Below are 20,695 nucleotides of genomic sequence, written 5' to 3'. Positions count from 1 at the left end.
TTCTTGTAAGTGTAGGGTCGAATTCATCCGCCAAGCAGACCGGAGGTCTGTTGCTTGGCCTATTGATTGAGGTCCCTTTGCGGCCTTTTGCGAATGATTTCGCACCTGTCAAGTATGGCCAGTCCTGCTGAGGGCCCCAGCGCCTTCACCCTTTTGCCAACTGTCGCTCAGTTCGCGTCGTTTCGTCGGTTAATCGAGAACCAAGGCCAGTAGGACTTGTCCTAAGACTGTCTCGTTGTATTGCCTGTGGAGGCACCATGTCCAAACACAAGAAGTCTCTCATCGCCCTTGCCACATGCGCGTTCATGCTTGGCTCGGCTGCGATGCTGCCGAGTGAGCTGTCGTTCTTTGGCTCCGTCTATGCCCGTGGTAATGGCGGTGGTGGTGGCGGTGGCGGTGGTGGTGGCCACGGCGGCGGCCATGGTGGCGGTTACGGCGGTGGCCATGGTGGTGGTTTCGGCGGCGGGCTGGGGAGCGGTCATGGTTATGGCCGGAGCGGCGACCACGCTGACAAGGCGTCGCGGGATCGTGGTGAGAGTGGCAACCACTACGGTCGCGACGGTCGCGATGATGGCGGCCATCACTATGGTCGCGACAGCGACGATGATAACGGCCACGGCTCGGTCACTTCGGGCCTGGCCAAGTCCCGGGATACCACCGGTCTTTCCAAGGCGCGTTCGATCTCGACCTCGACGCCCGGTTACCACAATGAGAAGGGCTTGCGTAACGCCACGACTTCTTCGATGAAGAACGACGACCGGAACGACCACGACGACTACTAAGCGATCGTGCATTTGCAACCGGAGCCCACGCGCTCGCGTCGGGCTTCGGCAAGCATCAGCATCGGCGTGATGCGTGTTGTCTCCAGGGCGCCGTTTCAGTCCCGCCCCAACGCCTGCACCCCTTCATCTTCCGGGTCATAACCGTCCAGACGCATGCGTTCGGCGAAGGCTGCGAGAGCGTCGTCGCCGCTAAGAAAGTCGGCTCTGGCGCTGGCCCAGTCGTCAGGTTGAATCCGTACCATCCAGCCAGCGCCATAACAGTCCTGATTGATCAGGGCCGGGCGGTGAACTACCGCTTCGTTGCTCGCCTGAATGACGCCCGCCAGGGGGCTGCGTGCCGAAGAGGCAGCCTTGGCGAACTCCACCACGCCGAAGCTGCGGTCCTTGTCGATATGCTGGCCATCCCGCTTGGGGGTGAAGGCGAATATCTGCCCGTATATGGCGCAGCCGTAGGCTGTAAGCCCGAGAGTCAGGCTGCCATTGGCTTCCTCGTGCAGCCAGAGGTTGTAGTCGGGCGCATAAAGAAGGTGGTCGGGGAAGTCGAGTCCATGGATGTTCATAGCGTTAGCACCCGGTCGTATTCCAGGATCATTCGCGCCAGTTCGCCGCCGCTGGCGATCTCGTCCAGTTCGGGAATCAATGCGCCCTCGTCGATCGAAACCCCAGGTGCGCGGCACATCAGCAGGCGCGCGCCGGCCAGCTTGGCCTGCTGGATGAAGTAGCGTATCGGCTCACCCCCCGGAACGGCGCAGAGATGTTCGGCCACGTCGCTGCGGGCCAATTGGGTGGCTTCGCCGCTGAGGAAAAGGGTTACCTCGGCGTCCATGCAGGCCAGCAAGGTGGCGGTATGGAAGGGCGCGGCGCAGCGGGCGGGCGTGCTGGGGCCGCTGCTGACCACAATGAGGACGCGCTGTGCCTTACTGGGCCGGCTCAAGGGACTTGTCCAGTTGCACCAGCGCTACACGCTGCCCATCCGGGCCCAGGCGTTCGACAATGCCGCTCGGTTGGTAGCCGAGCCGGCTGTAGAGCAGCAGGCCGCCGGCATTGGCATTGAAGCAGGAAACCTTCATCAGGCGGGCCTTGTACTGTTCGCGGGCCAAGCGCTCCATGGCCTCGATCAGGTACTGGGCTACGCCCTGGCCGCGTGCCCAGGGTGCCACCATCACGTTGCCGAGGGCACAGTAGTCGCTGTGCTGCCATTGGTAGAAGTTGGCGAAGCCGGCCACTCGGCCGTCCAGTAGCGCGACTGTGCTGCCACGACGTTCGGCCATGGCAGCGGCGAGTTGACCGACCGTGAGCGGCCAGCTGGCTTTCGGGTAGGCGAAGAACAACTCGTCCGCGTCCTGCGGGAAGCGCACCACCTCGTCCAGGTCCTGAGCGCTAGCGGGGCGGTGCTGGAATTGCAGGGGGTTCTGGGTCATCACGTCCTCATTGTGGCGGGTACTGTGCGATCACCTTGGCGACCGTCTCGCGGATCGCGGCTTCACGCTCGGCAGGGTTGGGCGGCGAGGCTTTCATGATCTGCTCTGCGCTACCGCGCCAGACCAGTTTGCCGTCCTTGCCGTCGAAGAAATCTACCTGAATGGTGGCGACCTTGTAGGTGTAGATGCGGGTTTCAGTGTAGGCCGGTCCGCCCCAATACCCATTCCATCCACCGCCCCAGTAACCGCCATAGTTGTAGTTGGATTGTTGCTGTCGTTCGTCGACGATCAGCCAGGATTGCACCATCAGATCAGGTTTATCGGTGGCGGGCCGGAGGCCGCGCTGGTCCAGTTGCTCGCCAACGGCTTCGCGGATGCGTTGTCCGGTGAGGTCGCTCTTGATGCGAGGGTCGTCCGGGCTGTATTGCACCGCGGGCTCCTTCCAGCTCCAGGTGCGGTAGGCGGCGAAATCACGGCTGCTGTCGTAGTCGCGATTGACCTGGTAGGTCTGGCACGCGGCCAGCAACAGGAGGAGGGGAAGCAGCAGCGTATGGCGGATCATGGTGCGTTCTCCAGTGCCATTGCCTTTATCGAAGCGCAAGGCTGGGCAGGGGGCAAGGGGAATGTCAGGAGGTGCTGCCCTCACCCCCGTCCCTCTCCCCGAAGTGAAGATGAGTGATGGTCGAGCCGGCTCGGACTTTAACGCGGTGGATAGTCATCCAGCGCTTCCCGCACCGCCTGACGCAGCGCATTGGCCCAGTCGGAGCGGTTGCCGATGGCGTCAGTTTCCGCGCTGCCGCTCCATACGCGTTGGTTGTTGTGGGCGTCGAAGAACTCCAGATAGACCACTGCGACTTCCTGTTCATAAGTGCGCACGATGGGCAAGCTGGCCCAGGCACCGTACTGGTCACGCCAGGGGCCGCTGCCATAGTAGGCGCCGCCGTAGTCATCGTACTGCCGCAGGCGCCGCTCGAAGCGCAGGTCGGCGGCCACCAGGAGGTCGGCATCGGCGACATTGCGGGCCTGGCGCAGGCCGTGCTGGTCGAGACCGGAATTGACCATCTCGGCCATTTGCTCGGGCGTTGCCCAGTTGTTGCCGGCCGGCAGGCGGCCGTCGAGCCAGGTCCAGTCGCGATAACGGCCATAGTCGCGCGGTGCGGCGGGGTAGGCGCTGGCATCGAAGATGGTCGCCGCGCCCGGTGGGGCGGGCGGCAGCGGGTTGGATTCGGCGATGTACGGATTGGGGCTCTGGCAGGCACCAAGGATGGCGGTGGCGGCCAATAGTCCGAGGCGTTTCATGGGGCCTCCCTTCAAAGCGGCCGGCAGATCCAGTGCAAGTAGCGGCCCACGCCTATGAAACTGGGGTGGCGCCGATAGGCGAGTTCCATTTCCAACAGATCCACCAGTTCGGCCTTGGCCTGGAATTCCTGCGGCATGTAGTCGTGGAATACGCGCACACCGCTCTGTCGTTCGACCTGCCAGAGGCCGTCGAGTTGCGTGGCCAGCTCACGGGGGTCGAGCGGCCGCTGCGGGGTCAGGCTCTGGCCTTCGCCGGAAAACTTCTCCTTGCGCAGCTTGCGGAAGTGCCCCTTGAGCAGGTTGCGGTAGATCAGCGCGTCCTTGTTGTAGAAGGCCAGAGATAGCATGCCGCCCTTTGTTGTGAGCTGGTGCAGCACGGGCAGGATCGCGTGGGGCTCGGCCAGCCATTCCAGCACGGCGTGGCACAGCACCAGGTCGTAAGGCTCGGTCAGTTGGCCCAGCAGTTCCTGCCAGGGGGCCTGGAGGAAGGTGGCCGGCTGGGCCGTCTCGGCAAAGCGCTGGCGGGCGCCTTCAAGCATTGGTTCGGCGGGTTCGGCGATGGTTACCTGATGACCTCGTTCGGCCAGCCAGAGCGACATGTGGCCGAGACCGGCGCCTACATCGAGCACACGCAGGGGACGGTCGGGCAGGGCTTCGGCCAGGTCGGCCTGGAGCACCGCGAGGCGAATGGCGCCTTTGGCCCCACCGTAGATTTTCTCGGCGAAACGCGTCGCCAAATCATCGAAGTGCCTGTCAGTCATGAGCTGAATCGCCGTTCGCTGTCGGCCAGTTTGGCGCGTACCACTTGCTCCATGTCCAGGCCGAGTTCGGAGCAGAGCAGCAGCAGGTAGAGAACGATGTCGCCCACTTCCTGGCCGGCGTGTTCGAGCTTTTCCGGGGGCAGTTGGCGGGACTGCTCTTCAGTCAGCCATTGGAAGATTTCCACCAGCTCGGCCATTTCGACGCTGGCGGCCATGGCCAGGTTCTTCGGGCTGTGGAATTGCCGCCAGTCGTTGCGATCGCGGATGGCGTGCAGGCGGGCGGTGAGTTCGTCGAGGTTCATGCGGCTCTCCTTGGAACCGCATAGCTTCCTGCTGAAGGTGTACTGGCGCAAGCCTTAGCTGATCGGCTTCCAACTGCCTGTCATATGTGGCACGTCATTCTTGCCGCACAGGGCGAGCTGGCCGCTGGATCGCTGGCCAGCAACGTCACTTCGCTGGGGAGCAGCACGGGTTTCTGGAAGCGCACCTCCACGTCATAACCGGCGGCGGGCAGGGCGCGCGGGCAGATTGAGCCAGTCGGTGGCCATGGTCAGTCTCCTGTAAGCGAATGGAGCCAGCATAGCCAGTAGTAGGGGCGGCATATTGGCCGCCCGGCCCAAGACCCTGGCAGGGCAGTCAATCGCTCTGCCGCCTGCGTTGCAGCCTTGAGTGGCGGGGAGAAAGCTGCATAAGATGGCCGCGCCTCGCAGATAACAAGAAAACTACGAAAATGATGCGTGATCTGACCGACGACGTGGCGCTGATGCGCCCGGTGATCGACGCCCTGCGTGCCAGCGGCACTGACCCTGACAAAGTGCTCGGGCGCGTGGGCCTGCCGCCTGGCGGCTTGCCGGCCGGGCGTTTCCCCCATGCTGCCCAAACCCAGTTCTGGAAGGCCGCAGCCGATGAGTGCGGCGAAGAGCATGTGGGTCTGTATCTGGCCAGCCATCTGCCTGCCTTCCACGGCCTGCTGCTGGAATACCTGTTCCTCTCCAGCGGTACTTTCGGCGAAGGCCTGCGCCATGCACTGCGTTATGTGCGCCTGCTTTCCGACACCCTCGATGCCGGCTTGGAAATCGAGGGTGGCCGCGCCATGCTCGCTCTCGGCCAGCATCCGGGAAGCAACCGACACTTTCCGGAGATGCTCGCCGGTGCAGCTATCCGCCTGTTCCATGCCCTGACCGAAGGTGCCTTCAAGCCGCAGGAGGTGCAGTTGATGCATGCCGAGGGCGCCCCTGCTGAGCGTTATCAGGCCGTCTATGGCTGCCCGGCGCGCCTGGGGGCTGAGCGTTTTGCGCTGATCTTCGATGCTGCCGTGCTCGACGAACCTTCCCGCCACGCCGCGCCGGACCTGCTGCGCATGCACGAATCCCAGGCACGGCGACAACTCGCGGAGGTGGAGCGCCTGGACCTGGTGCGCCAGGTGCGCGAGCTGATCGGTGAGCTGCTGGTGGATGGCGGCGCGACCCTGGAACAGGTGGCGACGCGCCTGAACATGCCGGCGCGGCGCTTGCGCGAGCGCCTGACCGTGGCCGGCGTGCGCTTCAACGACCTGGTGACCGACTACCGCTGTCGCCTGGCCAAGGAGCTGTTGTTGAAGACTGACGAACGCATCGAGGTCATCGTCGAACGCACCGGCTTTTCCGAGCCGAGCACCTTCTACCGTGCGTTCAAGCGCTGGGTGGGGGAGACGCCGGTCGAGTTTCGGCGGCGCGGGAAGGCGGCCATTTAAGCCACGATGAGACTCTGCCCACACACCCGCAGCACCTGGCCGGTCAGGGCGCCGGAATTCGGCTGGGCGAACAAGGCCACGGCTTCGGCCACGTCCTGCGGCAGGCCACCCTGGTTCATGGAGTTCATGCGGCGGCCGGCTTCGCGGATGGTAAAGGGAATGACGGCGGTCATCTGAGTTTCGATGAAATCCGGCGCGACGGCGTTGATGCTGATGCCTCGCTTGGCCAGGACCGGCGCCCAGGCCTGGGCCAGGCCAATCACTCCGGCCTTGCTGACTGCGTAGTTGGTCTGGCCCATGTTGCCCGCGATGCCACTGATCGAGGCGATCAGCACCACGCGGCTGTTGTCGTGCAGTTTGCCGGCGTCCAGTCGTGACTGGGTGAGCACCTGCGGGGCGCGCAGGTTGACGTTGATCACTGAGTTCCAGAAGTCGTCGCTCATCTTGGCAAGGGTCTTGTCACGGGTGATGCCAGCTTGTGCAAAAGGATGTCTACGCCCTCGGGCAGGGCCTCCTTGGCCTGGGGGACGTCCAGCAGCACTACGTCGGCGCCGTCGCGTGCCAGGGTTTCCGCGAGGGCGGCGCCGATCCCGCGTGAAGCGCCGGCGACCAGCGCGCGCTTGCCAGCCAGGGGGCGGGTCCAGTCCTGCACGCGGTCAGCGCAGGGCGCCGGTCTACGCCGTGCCGCGGCTGTTGGCGCGCAACATCCTGAGCCTGCAGGACTTCGATTATTACGAGATTCACGAGGCCTTCGCCGCCCAGGTGCTCTGTACCCTCAAGGCATGGAACGACGCCGAGTACTGCAAGACCGGCCTCGGTCTGGACAAGCCGCTGGGCGCAATCGACCGCAGCCGGATGAACGTCAAGGGTAGCTCGCTGGCTGCCGGCCATCCCTTCGCCGCCACCGGCGGACGCATTGTCGCCAACCTGGCCAAGCTGCTGTCGGTGGCGGGGAGAGGGCGCGGACTGATCTCGATTTGCGCAGCAGGCGGTCAAGGTGTGACCGCGATCCTGGAAAAGTAATCCAATACCTGTGGCTGCAAGTCATCGTGGCCACGCGATGTAAGCAACTCCGTGATTTAGGGCGGCCCGCAATGTCGGGGCCGCCCTTTTTTTCGTGCGCACAAAGAGGGCGTCGGCCCTTCAGGCCACCAGTTCGACCATGGCGCGGAGCACGGTGAGGCCGACGAAGGTGCTCATGGCGATCAGAGTGGGGCGGGGCATGCTGTCGGCAAAGCTGCGGTACCTGATGGGGGATAGGAACAGTCTCGGCCAGCAGGCAAGGCCTGCGCACAGCGTCAACAGGGACAGCAGGGCGAGAAAGTAGGAGAAATTGAACGGCTCGTCGGAGAGCGCAAAGCTCACCAGGATGGCGAGGCCGATAGCGGCCCAGCCGGCAGATACCAGGCGCTCACCCAAAGGACGCCGAGAGGCTTGGGGATCGACGCGGGCCATCGGGCGGTTCCTTGTCTTGCAGGGAGGGGGGCTGGCGCGCATTTTTTCACGTCGCTCGCGAAAGGCGCAAGACAGAGGGCCCGGCGGGTGCCGGGCCGATTGGATCAGAAGTGCACCTTGGCCAGAAGGCTGAAGGTGTTCTGGTCGCTGCCGCCGAGAATTTCGCCGCCGAGGAAGCTGTTGTCGTCGATGGCGTACTTGTTTTTCCAGTAGTCGTACTCGATGCCGACGTAGAAGTGTTTGACCACGCTCCAGCCCATGGCCTTGCCCAGGTCGTACTTGATCTGCGGGTTGAAGTGCAGGTTGGCATGAAGATCGTTGGGACGGCTGGAAGTGGCGTCCTTGTTGTTCCACACCCAGTCCATGAAGCCGTCGACGACCAGGTCCGAGTTGCCCACCGGAATGGTGTAGGACCACGCCGGGGTGACCTGCCACTGGCCGGACGGGTTGTTGGTGATGCCGTCGGGCTTGCGGTAGTAGAAGTTCAGCTGGAAGTAGTCGAAGCCAGGGACCTTCAGGTCGAAGCCCGGGCCGAGCAAGTAATTCTGGTTGTGGTTTTCGCCGCGTTCGTAAGTGGCGGCCAGCAGCACGTCGCTGATGGGGCCGAATTCGAGCTTCTGATCGAAGACCTTGCCGAAGGACAGGCGCGGCGAGATTTCGCCGTAATAGGTGTTCTTGCCGAGGTTCGGGTCCTCCTCGCCGTTGTAGTTGATCTGGTCAACGAAGATGAACAGGTCGCCGAAACTCCAACCGCTGGCATGCTCGAAGGTGACGGTCTGCTGGATTTCCGGATTGATCGTGAAATCCTTGCCATAGAGGTAGGTGAGGCTGTTGTCCTGCCACAGCAGCAGGTCATCGGCCGCAGCCTGACCGCTGACCAGCAGGCTGCCAGCAAGCATCAGGGAGGAGAGGGGGCGGTTCATCAAATGGGCTCCAAGTGTCTTGGTGTCTATCGGTGCAGATCTTGTCTTTTTGGTCAGAATGTTCTGCCGGGGCAATGACGGCACCACGTTTCGCAGCGCTTCGAACGGGCGCGCGATTATCGGGGGAAGACAAGGTTTTTCAAGCGCTTATGCGAATTTTGCCGAAATTCAGCGATTGCTGGAGCCAGGAGGCTGCGCGGAGTCGGGTGAAAAAACTGACCGGGCGAACAGTTTTGATTGGGGTGTGGGTGCGAATTCATTCGCAAAGGGCAGCGTGGCTGCCCCATGGGGTCCAAGGGCAGGCCAGTGGCCTGCTTTGCGAATGAATTCGCACCCACAAAGGAGCCTCGGCCTTAACGCCGAGGCTTTTCAAGTCAAGCCTGCGGAGCCTTGCCCTCTGGCTCCTTCCAGCCGCCACCCAGTGCCTTGTACAGGTTCACTTCGCTGGCGAGTTGGTTGAGTCGATCGCTGATCAGCTGCTGACGTGCGCTGAACAGCTGGCGCTGGGCATCGAGCAGGGTCAGGTAGCTGTCGACGCCGGTGCGATAGCGACGTTCGGCCAAGCGGTAGTACTCGGCGGTGGTGCTGACCAGCGCGCGCTGGGCGCCGAGTTGCTGCTGGTAGGTGGTACGGGCGGCGAGGCCGTCGGCGACCTCCTGGAAGGCTACCTGGATGGCCTTTTCGTACTGCGCCACCTGGATGTCCTTCTGCAGCTCCGCGTAGTCGAGGTTCGCCTCGAGGCGGCCGGCGGTGAAGATCGGCAGGCTGATCTGCGGCTGGAACAACCAGCTGCCGGAACCGGCGTCGAACAGCCCGGACAGCTCGTTGCTCATACTGCCGGCGTTGGCGGTCAGGCTGACGCTGGGGAAGAACGCTGCACGCGCCGCACCGATATTGGCATTGGCGCCCTTGAGCAGGTGTTCGGCCTGAAGCAGGTCGGGCCGCCGTTGCAGCAGGTCAGAGGGCAGCCCGGCGGGCACTTCCGCCAGCAAGTCGGCATCCAGGGCCAGGCCCTTGGGTAGGTCGGCCGGCAGGCCGGTTCCGATGAGTTGGACCAGCGCGTTGCGGTCCTGGGCCACCAAGCGGGTGTATTGCGCCAGGCTGACCTGGGCACTTTCCACTGCGGTGCGGGCCTGGCTCAGGGCCAGCGCATCGGCGACGCCGACGTCGAAGCTGCGCTGGGTGAGGGCGTAGCTTTGCTCGTAGGTCTTGAGAGTCTCCTGGGTCAGCTTCAGCAGGGCTTGGTCAGCCTGCCAGTCGAGATAGGCGGTCGCGACCGAGGCGACCAGGCTGATCTGGGTACTGCGGCGGGCCTGTTCGGTGGCGAAATACTGCTCCAGCGCATGCTGGTTGAGGCTGCGCAGTCGACCGAAGAAGTCCAGCTCCCAGGCACTGGTACCGAGGGTAGCGCTGTAGGTGCTGCTGGTATCGGCCTGGCCGCTCTGGCTCATGATGCCCGGCATACGCTGGCGGGTGGCGCCACCGTCAGCGGAAATGCCCGGGAACAGCTCGGAGCGCTGGATGCGATACAGCGATTGATAAGCCTGGACATTGAGCGCAGCAGTGCGCAAATCGCGGTTGTTCTCCAGGGCGGTTTGCACCAGCTGGCGAAGGGCCGGGTCCTGGAAGAATTCGCGCCAGTCGAGGTCGGCGGCGAGCGTGGTGACTTGCGCAGTGCCCATCTCATAGGCCTGGCCCTGCGGCCAGGCAGCATCCACCGGCGCTTCGGGGCGCTGGTACTCGGGGATCATCGAGCAGCCGCCGAGCAGGGTGGCGGCAATGGCGAGGGACAACAGGGACTGCTTCACTGCAGCACCTCCTTCTTGATCGCGGCCTTGCTCGCCTTGTCCTTGAACAGCGAGCAGACCAGCACGTAAAACAACGGCACCCAGAAGACCGCCAGTACGGTGGCGGTGAGCATGCCGCCGATCACCCCTGTGCCGATGGCATGCTGGCTACCGGAGCCGGCGCCATTGGAAATGGCCAGGGGCACCACGCCGAGGATGAACGCCAGCGAGGTCATGATGATCGGGCGCAGGCGCATGCGGCAGGCTTCCACGGCGGCTTCGAACAGGCTTTTGCCCTGTTCGTGCAGTTCCTTGGCGAACTCGACGATGAGGATCGCGTTCTTCGCCGATAGGCCGATGGTGGTGAGCAGTCCGACCTGGAAAAACACGTCATTGGAGAGGCCGCGCATGCTGGTGAACAGCAGCGCGCCGATCACCCCGAGCGGAACCACCAGCATCACCGAGAACGGGATCGACCAGCTCTCGTAGAGCGCCGCCAGGCAAAGGAATACCACCAGCAGCGACAGTGCGTAGAGCGCCGGTGCCTGGGCGCCGGATAGGCGTTCCTCGTACGAGAGGCCGGTCCAGGAGTAGCCGACGCCAGCCGGAAGTTCGGCGGCGATCTCTTCCACCGCGGCCATGGCTTCACCCGAGCTGTAGCCTGGGGCAGCCTCACCCAGGATTTCCACTGCCGGCACGCCGTTGTAGCGCGACAGCTTGGGGGGGCCGTAAATCCATTCGCCGCTGGCAAAGGCACTGAATGGCACCATCTGGCCCTGGTCGTTGCGCACGTACCATTTGCTGAGGTCCTCGGGGTTCATGCGCGCTTCGGGTTCACCTTGCAGGTAGACCTTCTTCACCCGGCCACGGTCGATGAAGTCGTTGACGTAGCTGGCGCCCCAGGCGATGGACACGGTGTTGTTGATGTCAGAAAGGGACACGCCATGGGCGCGGGCCTTCTCGTCGTCGATCAGCAACTGGTACTGCGGTTCGTCGCGCAGGCCGTTGGCGCGCACGCGGGTGAGCACCGGGTTCTTCGCTGCCAGCTCGAGGAACTGATCACGCGCGGCATTCAGTGCTTCGTGACCGACGCCGGCGCGGTCTTGCAGGAAGAAGTTGAAGCCGGTGGCGTTACCCAGCTCCATCACTGCCGGCGGAGCGAAGGCGAAGACCATGGCATCGCGGAAGCTGAAGAAGTGCTGCTGAGCGCGCTGGGCCAGGTCGAACACGCTCTGACCCTCAGCCTGACGCTCTTCCCACGGCTTGAGCATAATGAAGGCCATGCCCGAGCTCTGGCCGCGGCCGGCGAAGTTGAAGCCGGTGACGGTGAACACTGACTTGACCGTTTCAGTCTCTTCGGTAAGCAGGTATTCGCGCATCTGGTCGACGACCGCCTGGGTACGCTCTGCACTGGCGCCGGCTGGAGTCTGGACTTGGGCGAAGAGCACGCCCTGGTCTTCATCGGGGAGGAAAGCGGTAGGGATGCGGGTGAACAGCCAAGCCATGATCGCGAGGATCACCAGGTACATCACCAGGTAAGGAGCCTTGCGCTTGAGGATGTTGCGCACGCCGCGCTCGTAGCTTTGCACGCCGCGCTCGAAGGTGCGGTTGAACCAGCCGAAGAAGCCATGCTTCGGGCCGTGGCCGCCATGGGCGACCGGCTTGAGCAGGGTGGCGCAGAGGGCAGGGGTAAAGATCAGTGCCACCAGCACCGAGAGCGACATGGCCGCGACGATGGTGATGGAGAACTGCCGGTAGATCACCCCGGTGGAGCCACCGAAGAAGGCCATCGGCAGAAACACCGCCGAGAGCACCAGGGCGATACCCACCAGGGCACCCTGGATCTGGCCCATGGATTTGCGTGTGGCTTCCAGCGGCGACAGACCTTCTTCGGCCATCACCCGCTCGACGTTCTCGACCACGACGATGGCGTCGTCCACGAGCAAGCCGATGGCCAGGACCATGGCGAACATGGTCAGGGTATTGATGGTGAAACCGAACATCGCCAGTACACCGAAGGTGCCCAGCAGCACCACCGGCACGGCCAGGGTCGGGATGATGGTGGCGCGGAAGTTCTGCAGGAACAGGAACATCACCAGGAACACCAGCACGATGGCCTCGCCCAGGGTGTGAATCACACCTTCGATGGAGGCGGAGACTACCGGGGTGGTGTCATAGGGGAACACCACTTTCATCCCTGCAGGGAAGAAAGGTTCCAGATCGGAAATGGTGGCGCGGATGGCCTTGGCCGTGTCCAGAGCGTTGGCACCAGTCGCCAGTTTGATTGCCATGCCGGAGGCTGGCTTGCCGTTGAACTGGGCGCTGATGCTGTAGTTCTCGCCGCCCAACTCGATCTTGGCGACGTCGCTCAGGCGCACCTGGGAACCATCGCGATTGACCTTGAGCAGGATGGCGCCGAACTGTTCCGGAGTCTGCAGGCGGGTCTTGCCGATGATGGTGGCGTTCAGCTGGGTACCCGGGGAGGCGGGCAGACCGCCGAGTTGGCCGGAGGAGATCTGTACGTTCTGCGCCTGGATGGCGCTCTTCACGTCGACCGGCGTCAGTTGGTAGTTGTTCAGTCGCGCCGGGTCGAGCCAGATGCGCATCGCATACTGCGCACCGAACACTTGGAAGTCGCCGACGCCCTTGGTCCGCGAGATCGGGTCCTGGATGTTGGAAACGATGTAGTTGGCCAGGTCGTTCTTGTCCATGCTGCCGTCTTCGGAGACGACGCCGATGACCAGCAGGAAGTTCTTCACCGCCTTGGTCACGCGGATGCCCTGTTGCTGCACTTCTTGCGGCAGCAACGGAGTGGCCAGTTGCAGCTTGTTCTGCACCTGTACCTGGGCGATGTCAGGGTTGGTGCCCTGCTCGAAGGTGGCGGTGATGGTCATGCTGCCGTCGGAGTTGCTCTCCGAGGAGATGTAACGCAGGCCATCGATGCCGTTGAGCTGCTGCTCGATAACCTGCACCACGGTGTCCTGCACCGTCTGCGCGGAAGCGCCCGGATAGCTGACCGAGATACCCACTGCCGGAGCGGCGATGCTGGGATATTGGTTTACCGGCAATTTGAGAATGGACAAGGCGCCGGCGAGCATGATCACCAGCGCGATCACCCAGGCGAAGATCGGGCGATCGATGAAGAACTTAGACATCTGACAGGCTCCTCAGGGACGCTTGGCCAGGCCGTCGCCTGCCGCTTGCTGGCTGGCGACGTTGGTCGCGGGGGCAGCTTGCACTTCAGCCCCGGGGCGAACGAACTGCAGACCTTCGGTGATCAGTCGGTCGCCGGGGTTGAGCCCTTCGCTAACCAGCCAGCGGTCGCCGGCGGTGCGGTCGGCCTTGAGGTGGCGCAGCTCCACCTTGTTCTCCTCGTTCACCACCAGGGCGGTGGCCTGGCCCTTGAGGTCGCGCGTGATGCCCTGCTGTGGCGCGAGGATGGCCTGTTGCTTGACCGCAGAGCTCAGGCTCGCATGGACGAACATGCCGGGCAGCAGGTCGTGCTCGGGGTTGGGGAACACGGCGCGCAAGGTCACCGAACCGGTGCCCTCGTCCACCGAAACCTCGGAGAACTCCAGGGTGCCCTCATGGGGGTACAGACTGCCGTCTTCCAAGGTCAGGGTGACGCGGGCGCCATTCTGGCCGGCCTTCTGCAGCTGCCCTTCGGCCATCTCGCGGCGCAGGCGGAGCAGGTCGCTGGTCGACTGGGTGACGTCCACATAGATCGGATCGAGCTGCTGGATGGTTGCCATAGGCAGTGTCTGGCCGTTGCTCACCAGCGCCCCCTCGGTGACGGCGGAGCGCCCGACGCGACCGGAAATAGGCGCCAGCACCTTGGTGTAGCGCAGATCGATGCGGGCCTTTTCCAGCGCAGCTTCGGCTTGCAGGCGTGCAGCTTGGGCTTCATCGAAGGCCTGCTTGCTCACCGCCTGGTCGCTGACCAGATCCCTGTAGCGCTCGGCAAGCGATTTGGCCGAGGCCAGGCTAGCCTGGGCGCTCTTGTAGCTGGCCGAGTAGACCGCCGGGTCGATCTGGTAGAGCTGCTGCCCGGCCTTGACCTCGCTGCCCTCGGTGAACAGGCGCTTCTGGATGATGCCGTCGACCTGCGGGCGTACTTCTGCAATGCGGTAGGCGCTAGTGCGGCCGGGGAGTTCGGTAGTCAGCGTGAAGGGCTGGGCCTGCAGGGTCACGACGCCGACCTTGGGCGTCTGGCTGGGCGGTGGGGCAGAGGCTTCCTGGCAGCCACTCAGGCTGAGCACGGCCAGTGCGACGGCGGAGACCAATGCGGCCAAGGCTGGCTTCATTTGCATTTTGCTGGGACCTCGTTGGTACTGACGGCGGTCCCTTGGTCGGGACGCGCTCTAGACGGGGAGTTCTGGATTCATTTGGAGGCTGGTGAATATACTTACGTGCATGAATGTTTGTAAACGGAATCTTTCTCAACCACTGTCAGATTTTGTGTCAGTGAGCTGAGGAGTTTTCGCTCAGTCAATTAGGAAGGTCGGCAGGCTGATGGCCAGACGCACGAAAGAGGAAGCAGAGGAAACCCGCGCGCAAATCGTTGACGCGGCCGAGCGGGTTTTCCACGAGCGCGGGGTCTCCCGAGCCTCTCTGGCCGAGGTTGCAGCGGCAGCCGGGGTCAGCCGTGGGGCGATCTATTGGCATTTCGAGAACAAGGCCGATCTGTTCCACGCCATGCTCGAGCGCATGCGCCTCCCATTGGAAGACCTGGCGCGTGCCAGCGAGAGCGAGGATGAACCGGACCCGCTCGGGCGTATGCGCGAACTGCTGGTGCATTTGCTCCAACGTGTGGAGTTGGAGCCCCAGAGCCGTAGGATCAACGAGATCCTCCGGCATAAATGTGAGTACATCGATGAGCTGGGAGATCTTCGCCAGCGTCTGGAAGCGACCAGTGCCGAATGCGATGTGCGTATCGCCAGGGCGTTGGGCAATGCTGTGAGGCGTGGCCAGCTGCCCGCTGACCTGGACTGCCATCGCGCGGCGGTTAGCGTGCATGCTTATGTGGAAGGCCTGCAGACCAATTGGCTGATGGTTCCGGGCAGTTATTCCCTGGCCTGCGAGGCGGTGGTGTTGGTGGAGGCTCTGCTGGACATGCTGCGCCACAGCCTGGCATTGCGCCTGCGCGCATAGGGCGCGCCGTAAGTTTGGCGTCAAGCTGATCGTTTTTCCCCTTCGAATACCCTCTCAAACCATGTGACTACTGGTCGGAGGTGCTCTGGATCGGGACTTGCGCAACATTCGAGAGAGGTTCTTGTTTGATTCTGCATGACGCTGGTCGGAGTTAAGCCGACAGCTGTCAGTCCGTCGCCTTCCTGACTGGCGCAGTGGACAAGTCTTGGCTAAGCATGTGGATAGGCTTCTGTGTGGGCGGTGGGGTTATTGCCTCCGAGGCGCCAATTACAAGAGGGCGGTCGGTCGTGACCGAGCCCACCACTTTGCTCGTGGAGCGCCGATATGAAGGCTTCCTCCAAGCCCCGTTCCGAACTGTCCGAAGTGTTCCACAGGCTGCGCCATACCTTCTACGTGGTTGGCGCATTCAGTGGCGTGATCAACATGCTGATGCTGGCCCCGGCGCTCTACATGCTGCAGGTCTACGATCGGGTGCTGGCAAGCGCCAACGTGACCACCCTGGTCATGCTCACCGTCCTGATGGTCGGGCTCTACGTGCTCATGGGGCTTATCGAGGTGGTGCGCTCGACCGTGCTGATCCGCCTTGGCAACCGCCTCGACATGGGCTTGAACCAACGGATCTTCACGGCCTCGTTCGAGCGCAACCTGCGGCGTGCCGGTGGCAACCCTGCACAGGCGCTCGCAGACCTTTCCCAGGTGCGCCAGTTCCTGACGGGTAACGGGCTGTTCGCGTTCTTCGATGCCCCTTGGACGCCCATCTACCTGTTGGTGATTTTCCTTGTTCACCCACTGCTGGGCTTCATCACGCTGCTGGGGTCGATGCTGCTTTTCTGCCTCGCCTACCTCACCGAGGTGGTGACCCGTGGCCCGCTGGCAGAGGCCAACCAGGCGTCGATGGCTTCAGGGAGCTTTGCCAACAACAACTTGCGCAATACCGAAGTGATCGAGGCGATGGGGATGCTGCCTTCGATCCGCAAACGCTGGTACGGCAACCACAAACGCATCCTGGAGATGCAGACGCTAGCCTCCGACCGCGCTGCCTACATCAATGGCACCAGCCGGTTCGTGCGCATTACCCTGCAATCGACGATCCTTGGTGCTGGCGCTTGGCTGGCGATCAAGGGCGACATCACTGCCGGCATGATGATCGCCAGCTCCATCCTCAGTGGCCGGGCGATGGCGCCGGTCGAGCAGGCCATTTCAGTCTGGAAGCAACTGCTCACGACGCGATCGTCCTGGGATCGGCTGTCGAAGTTGCTCCAGGACTTCCCCGCGCGGCCCAACCCCATGTCGTTGCCCAAACCAGCCGGTCTGCTCTCGGTAGAGCAGGCCATGACGGCGGCTCCCGGCGGCGTCACCACTATATTGCGCGGTATCAACTTCAGCCTGGCCCCGGGCGAGGCCCTGGGGATCATCGGTCCGTCCGCGGCTGGCAAGTCGACGCTAGCCCGCCTGCTGGTGGGAGTGTGGCCGGCTCAGTCGGGCAAGGTGAGGCTGGACGGCGCCGACATCTTTCAGTGGAACAAGGAAGAGTTGGGGCCCTGGATTGGCTACCTGCCGCAGGACGTGGAACTGTTCGAGGGGACGATTGCCGACAACATCGCCCGGTTCGGCGAGGTGAACAGCGAAGAGGTGATCCTGGCCGCCAAGCGTGCCGGGGTCCATGAAATGGTCCTGCGCTTCGAGCGGGGCTACGACACGGTTCTCGGGGTCGATGGCAGCCCGCTCTCGGGTGGGCAGAAACAGCGCATTGCGCTGGCCCGCGCCATTTATGGAGACCCCTCGTTGATCGTCCTGGATGAGCCCAATGCCAACCTCGACGACGTGGGAGAGGCTGCACTGGTCGAGGCGATCCTCGATCTGAAGAAGCGAGGCAAGACACTCGTGCTCATTTCCCACCGACCGAGCGTGCTGGGCACGGTGGACAAGGTCCTGCTGCTGCGCGACGGCGGCATGCAGTTGTTCGGTCCGCGTGAGGAGGTCTTTGCGGCCTTGCGCCAAGCCAGCGTCATGCCTTCGGTGGGGACACCGAACCTGTCGTCGGTCCGGGCGAAGGAGTGACAGATCATGCAAGCGTTAAGTGAAAGCAAGGCTCTGGTGCTGGTCGACAATCCTCCAGAGGTCGATACCGACGATGCGCGCCCGGCGCGCTGGGGTGTGTGGCTGGTCCTGGCCGGGTTTGGCGGTTTCCTCGCCTGGGCGGTACTGGCTCCGCTGGATGCGGGTGTGGTCGCCAATGCGACGGTCAACGTGACCAATGCACGCAAGACCATCCAGCACCTCACTGGCGGCACCGTCGATGCAATCCTGGTGCGTGAGGGTGACATCGTGAAGGCCGGCCAGGAGCTGGTCCTGCTGGACCCGACCCAGGCGATCGCCGAACAGGGCGCCCTGAGCTCCCAGTACATCGTCGCCAAGACAGTGGAGGACCGGCTGTCTGCTGAACGCGATGGCGCCGAGCAGGTGATCTTCTCGCCGGAGCTGCTGGAGCGATTCAGTGGCGATCCGCGCCTGATGGAGGCCATCGCCCTGCAACAGCGCCTGTTCCATACGCGACGCAAGGCGTTGGTCGGTGAAATCAGCATCCTCCACGAGAACCTGAACGGCGCGGAGGAACAGCTCAACGGGCTGCGCCAGGTTCAGAACACCCGGGTCAATCAGTCGAATTTCCTGAAGCAGGAGCTGGATGGCGTTCGCAGCCTGGCGGCCGAAGGCTACATACCGCGCAACCGAATGCTCGAGCTGGAGCGCAATGCCTCCGAGCTGAATGGCTCAATGGCCCAGAACATCGCTGACATCGGCCGCACCAGAAACCAGATTGCCGAACTCAAGCTGCGCATCCTGCAGCGCGAGCAGGACTTCCAGAAGGAGGTCGAGTCGCAACTTACCGATGTGCAGAAGGAGGCGACCTCGCTGTCCGAGAAGCTCCGCTCCATCGACTACCAAGTGGACAACACGGTGATCCGTTCGCCCATCGACGGCATTGTCCTGGGGCTCAACATCGCCACCATCGGCGGCGTCATCCAGCCTGGCGCAAGGATCATGGATGTGATTCCGGACAAGGAGCCCCTGCAAGTCGATGCCCAGGTCCCGGTCCAGGCCATCGACAAAATGGCCCCGGGGCTGCCGGTGGACATCACCTTCCCGGCCTTCAACCATGCGCAGACGCCGAACATCCCGGGACGCGTCCTTACTGTTGCAGCCGATCGTCTGGTGGATGAGGCGAGCAAGCAACCGTATTACCTCGCCCAGGTGGAGGTCACCGATGAGGGCATGAAACTCCTTGGGGTGAACAACATCCGCGCTGGCATGCCGGCTACGGTCACCATCAAGACCGGTGAACGCAGCCTGATGAGCTATTTGATGAAGCCCCTCATGGGACGTGTCGACACCGCATTCAAGGAGCAGTGATATGACCAGCCGGATGGCCATTGCCGCTTTGCTGGGCGTCTACACCACGTCAGTGGCGGCCATGGATCTCACGGAAGCCTGGAATACCTTCCAGAATCAGGGGCCCACCTATCTCGCCTCGGTCCATGAGCGTGAGGCCGGGCAGGAGTACAAGGAACTGGGCAAGGCGGGTGTGCTGCCGCAGATCAACTCCACCGCCTTCTGGAGACGCATCGATGGGACCAGCGAGCAGGACACTGTCCTCGGCCGAACCGTCGAGACCGACCTCGAGTACGACTCCAAAGGAGCAGTGGTGGAGCTGCGGCAACCGATCTTCAACAAGCAGAAGATGGCCGAGTATCGCCAGGGCAAGCAGCGCACCCTGTTTAGCGACTATGTGTTCGATACCAAGACCCAGGAATCGGCCCTCAGCCTGAGCAGCCGCTATTTCGCTGTGTTGCTGGCGCTGGAAACGATCGAATTGGCCAAGGTGCGGCTGAAGGCATTCGAGCAGCAGGTGGCTGCAGCCAAACGCCGCTTCGAACTGGGTGACGGCACCGTCACGGACGTCGACCAGGCCACCGCTCGCCGCGACTTGGCCCAGGCCGAGCTGATCGAGGCTGAGGATAATCTGCTGGTCGCCCGCCGGCTGTTGCAGGAGCTGCTGGGCGTGGTACCGGAAGAAGTCACTACTTTGCGCACCGAGTTCCCCACACCACCGCTCGACCCGCCCAATCTACAGGACTGGATCAACGACGCCCGGGCCAATAACCCGACGATCCAGGCACGCACGCTGGGCGTGCAGATCGCCGAGGAAGAAGTCAAGCGCGCCAGCGCCGGGCACTGGCCAACCCTGGACTTCGTTGCTGCCTACAACGATTCCGAGAGCGACTCGGTTTCCACCCAAAACCAGAAAAACGAATACAGCTCGGTGGGCGTCGAGTTCCGCATGCCGCTCTACCTAGGCGGATCAACCAGTGCCCAGGTTCGCCAGGCAGCGGCCAACCGCGAACGCGTTCGGGAAGAGCTGAATGCCACCCGTGAGGACGTGCTGTCCGGTACCACCCGCGAGTTTCGTGGTGTTCAAAGTGGCGAGGCGCGGGTGCGAGCTCTGGAGTTGGCGGTGGTCTCCAGCGAGCGCGCCCAGGATTCGGCGCGCAAGGGCTTCCAGGCCGGTACCAGCACCAACCTCGACATCCTCAATGCCGAGGAACAGGCCTTCATCACCCGTCGCGACCTGCTCGAAGCCAAGCTGCGCTACCTGTTGGCCCGCTTGCGCTTGAGCGCCTCCGTCGGTGCCCTTGGTCAGGACGATATCGAGCAAGCGAACAACTACCTCGGCCCGGTGATTCCACTGAGGCCTTGAGGCGTTCAACCTTCCAGCAGTGCCAGCGCCCGCTGCACGCCCGCCTGGGCGCAGCGGGTGTCCACCTGCTCGGAGGCTCCCGAGACACCGATTGCCCCAATCACATCACCGCGCCAGCGCACCGGCTCACCGCCGCCGAACAGCGCCAGCCTGGGCTGTAGCGGTAATCCCTGCTGCACGGCAGGCGAGCATTTCTCCAGACGTGCACCCCACTCCGAAGTGGCGATACCGAAGCCGACGGCCGTGAGAGCCTTGTTCAGTGCGATATCGCGGCATTGGAGCGGCGCCCCATCCATATGCGCCATGTGGATCAGCTGGCCGGCCGCGTCTACCAGCGCAATGCTGATGCGCACCTGCGACTCAATGGCCTGTTCCAGCGTGGCTTGTAGCGCTGGCATAGCCAGTGCCAAGGTCATGTTGGGCTGTTGGCGAATCATTGCATTCATGGCTTGACCTGATCTCGTAAACCGGTAGAGTGCGCAATCATGAACAAGTTAATGAATTGCCTCAACGCGTATTACCGGTATCTGCCTACTCATACGAGGCGGTAGATGCTGCGCGCATGCCGATCCGCCTGAGGCGGCTCGGAACCTACCTTCTCCCTGTCTCCTCGGGCCTCCAACCCTTC

The 20,695-nt window shown here is 63.2% G+C and carries 19 protein-coding genes and 3 pseudogenes; 7 read left to right on the top strand and 15 right to left on the bottom strand.

Features of this window, described 5'->3' with window-relative positions; all coding sequences use genetic code 11:
* The first annotated feature begins 257 nt into the window (after positions 1 to 257).
* A complete protein-coding gene (locus OXH74_RS05150; RefSeq protein ID WP_375740337.1) occupies positions 258 to 782 on the top strand; it encodes a hypothetical protein in 525 nt (174 codons plus the stop codon).
* Positions 783 to 877: 95 nt separating this feature from the next.
* Here OXH74_RS05150 and OXH74_RS05145 read toward each other — a convergent pair whose 3' ends face one another.
* From OXH74_RS05145 to OXH74_RS05110, 8 genes and pseudogenes are all read right to left on the bottom strand, one after another.
* Entirely contained in the window at positions 878 to 1,342 is a 465-nt protein-coding gene (locus OXH74_RS05145) for a glycine cleavage system protein H (protein WP_375740336.1), read from the bottom strand.
* Entirely contained in the window at positions 1,339 to 1,716 is a 378-nt protein-coding gene (locus tag OXH74_RS05140) for a DsrE family protein (protein ID WP_375740335.1), read from the bottom strand. Before OXH74_RS05140 ends, OXH74_RS05145 begins: the two co-directional genes overlap by 4 nt.
* On the bottom strand, positions 1,700 to 2,188 hold the full coding sequence (locus OXH74_RS05135; protein WP_375741564.1) for a GNAT family N-acetyltransferase: 489 nt from the start codon (positions 2,186 to 2,188) through the stop codon (positions 1,700 to 1,702). The genes OXH74_RS05140 and OXH74_RS05135 overlap by 17 nt, the downstream gene beginning before the upstream one ends.
* Positions 2,189 to 2,210: 22 nt before the next feature.
* Positions 2,211 to 2,765 (bottom strand): DUF4136 domain-containing protein, encoded by a 555-nt coding sequence (locus OXH74_RS05130; RefSeq protein ID WP_375740334.1) that lies wholly within the window; start codon positions 2,763 to 2,765, stop codon positions 2,211 to 2,213.
* A gap of 137 nt (positions 2,766 to 2,902) precedes the next feature.
* Positions 2,903 to 3,502: a DUF4136 domain-containing protein gene (locus OXH74_RS05125; RefSeq protein ID WP_375740333.1), complete on the bottom strand. Its 600-nt coding sequence runs from the start codon at positions 3,500 to 3,502 to the stop codon at positions 2,903 to 2,905.
* An 11-nt stretch (positions 3,503 to 3,513) separates the two neighbouring features.
* Complete coding sequence (locus tag OXH74_RS05120; RefSeq protein ID WP_375740332.1) at positions 3,514 to 4,263, bottom strand: methyltransferase; 750 nt, start codon at positions 4,261 to 4,263, stop codon at positions 3,514 to 3,516.
* Positions 4,260 to 4,565, bottom strand: a complete 306-nt coding sequence (locus OXH74_RS05115) for a MazG-like family protein (protein ID WP_375740331.1) — start codon at positions 4,563 to 4,565, stop codon at positions 4,260 to 4,262. The genes OXH74_RS05120 and OXH74_RS05115 overlap by 4 nt, the downstream gene beginning before the upstream one ends.
* Before the next feature lie 54 nt (positions 4,566 to 4,619).
* Positions 4,620 to 4,777, bottom strand: a pseudogene (locus OXH74_RS05110) (acyl dehydratase); the annotation flags it as partial.
* 219 nt (positions 4,778 to 4,996) lie between these two features.
* Here OXH74_RS05110 and OXH74_RS05105 point away from each other — a divergent pair.
* Positions 4,997 to 5,995, top strand: a complete 999-nt coding sequence (locus OXH74_RS05105) for an AraC family transcriptional regulator (protein ID WP_375741563.1) — start codon at positions 4,997 to 4,999, stop codon at positions 5,993 to 5,995.
* Here the strand turns inward: OXH74_RS05105 and OXH74_RS05100 are convergent.
* Positions 5,992 to 6,647: pseudogene (locus OXH74_RS05100) on the bottom strand (SDR family oxidoreductase); the annotation flags it as partial. The gene OXH74_RS05105 and the pseudogene OXH74_RS05100 sit on opposite strands and share 4 nt — an antisense overlap.
* A gap of 2 nt (positions 6,648 to 6,649) precedes the next feature.
* On the opposite strand from OXH74_RS05100, the pseudogene OXH74_RS05095 reads away from it, so the two are divergent.
* Positions 6,650 to 7,018: pseudogene (locus tag OXH74_RS05095) on the top strand (acetyl-CoA C-acyltransferase); the annotation flags it as partial.
* A gap of 120 nt (positions 7,019 to 7,138) precedes the next feature.
* On the opposite strand, the gene OXH74_RS05090 reads toward OXH74_RS05095, so the two are convergent.
* The 5 genes from OXH74_RS05090 to OXH74_RS05070 all read right to left on the bottom strand — a co-directional run bounded on the left by OXH74_RS05090 (position 7,139) and on the right by OXH74_RS05070 (position 14,470).
* A complete protein-coding gene (locus OXH74_RS05090; protein WP_375740330.1) occupies positions 7,139 to 7,450 on the bottom strand; it encodes a hypothetical protein in 312 nt (103 codons plus the stop codon).
* A 104-nt stretch (positions 7,451 to 7,554) separates the two neighbouring features.
* Positions 7,555 to 8,373, bottom strand: coding sequence for an outer membrane protein OmpK (locus OXH74_RS05085; RefSeq protein ID WP_375740329.1), 819 nt, complete (start codon positions 8,371 to 8,373; stop codon positions 7,555 to 7,557).
* A gap of 374 nt (positions 8,374 to 8,747) precedes the next feature.
* Positions 8,748 to 10,181: an AdeC/AdeK/OprM family multidrug efflux complex outer membrane factor gene (gene adeC / locus OXH74_RS05080; protein WP_375740328.1), complete on the bottom strand. Its 1,434-nt coding sequence runs from the start codon at positions 10,179 to 10,181 to the stop codon at positions 8,748 to 8,750.
* Positions 10,178 to 13,315 (bottom strand): efflux RND transporter permease subunit, encoded by a 3,138-nt coding sequence (locus OXH74_RS05075; protein ID WP_375740327.1) that lies wholly within the window; start codon positions 13,313 to 13,315, stop codon positions 10,178 to 10,180. Before OXH74_RS05075 ends, adeC begins: the two co-directional genes overlap by 4 nt.
* Positions 13,316 to 13,327: 12 nt before the next feature.
* Positions 13,328 to 14,470, bottom strand: coding sequence for an efflux RND transporter periplasmic adaptor subunit (locus tag OXH74_RS05070; RefSeq protein ID WP_375740326.1), 1,143 nt, complete (start codon positions 14,468 to 14,470; stop codon positions 13,328 to 13,330).
* A gap of 202 nt (positions 14,471 to 14,672) precedes the next feature.
* On the opposite strand from OXH74_RS05070, the gene OXH74_RS05065 reads away from it, so the two are divergent.
* From OXH74_RS05065 to OXH74_RS05050, 4 genes are all read left to right on the top strand, one after another.
* Complete coding sequence (locus OXH74_RS05065; protein WP_375740325.1) at positions 14,673 to 15,311, top strand: TetR family transcriptional regulator; 639 nt, start codon at positions 14,673 to 14,675, stop codon at positions 15,309 to 15,311.
* A gap of 324 nt (positions 15,312 to 15,635) precedes the next feature.
* A complete protein-coding gene (locus tag OXH74_RS05060; protein ID WP_375740324.1) occupies positions 15,636 to 17,372 on the top strand; it encodes a type I secretion system permease/ATPase in 1,737 nt (578 codons plus the stop codon).
* A 6-nt stretch (positions 17,373 to 17,378) separates the two neighbouring features.
* A complete protein-coding gene (locus OXH74_RS05055) occupies positions 17,379 to 18,722 on the top strand; it encodes an HlyD family type I secretion periplasmic adaptor subunit (RefSeq protein WP_215371236.1) in 1,344 nt (447 codons plus the stop codon).
* 1 nt (position 18,723) lies between these two features.
* On the top strand, positions 18,724 to 20,067 hold the full coding sequence (locus OXH74_RS05050) for a TolC family outer membrane protein (protein WP_375740323.1): 1,344 nt from the start codon (positions 18,724 to 18,726) through the stop codon (positions 20,065 to 20,067).
* A gap of 5 nt (positions 20,068 to 20,072) precedes the next feature.
* Here the strand turns inward: OXH74_RS05050 and OXH74_RS05045 are convergent, their stop codons facing one another.
* Positions 20,073 to 20,513, bottom strand: coding sequence for a heme-binding protein (locus OXH74_RS05045; RefSeq protein ID WP_375740322.1), 441 nt, complete (start codon positions 20,511 to 20,513; stop codon positions 20,073 to 20,075).
* Positions 20,514 to 20,695 lie beyond the last annotated feature (182 nt).

The sequence above is a fragment of the Metapseudomonas boanensis genome, from assembly GCF_042232855.1.
Taxonomy (GTDB): domain Bacteria; phylum Pseudomonadota; class Gammaproteobacteria; order Pseudomonadales; family Pseudomonadaceae; genus Metapseudomonas; species Metapseudomonas boanensis.
Note: the sequence above shows the minus strand (reverse complement) of the source record. Positions and strands in the feature narration are given on the sequence as shown.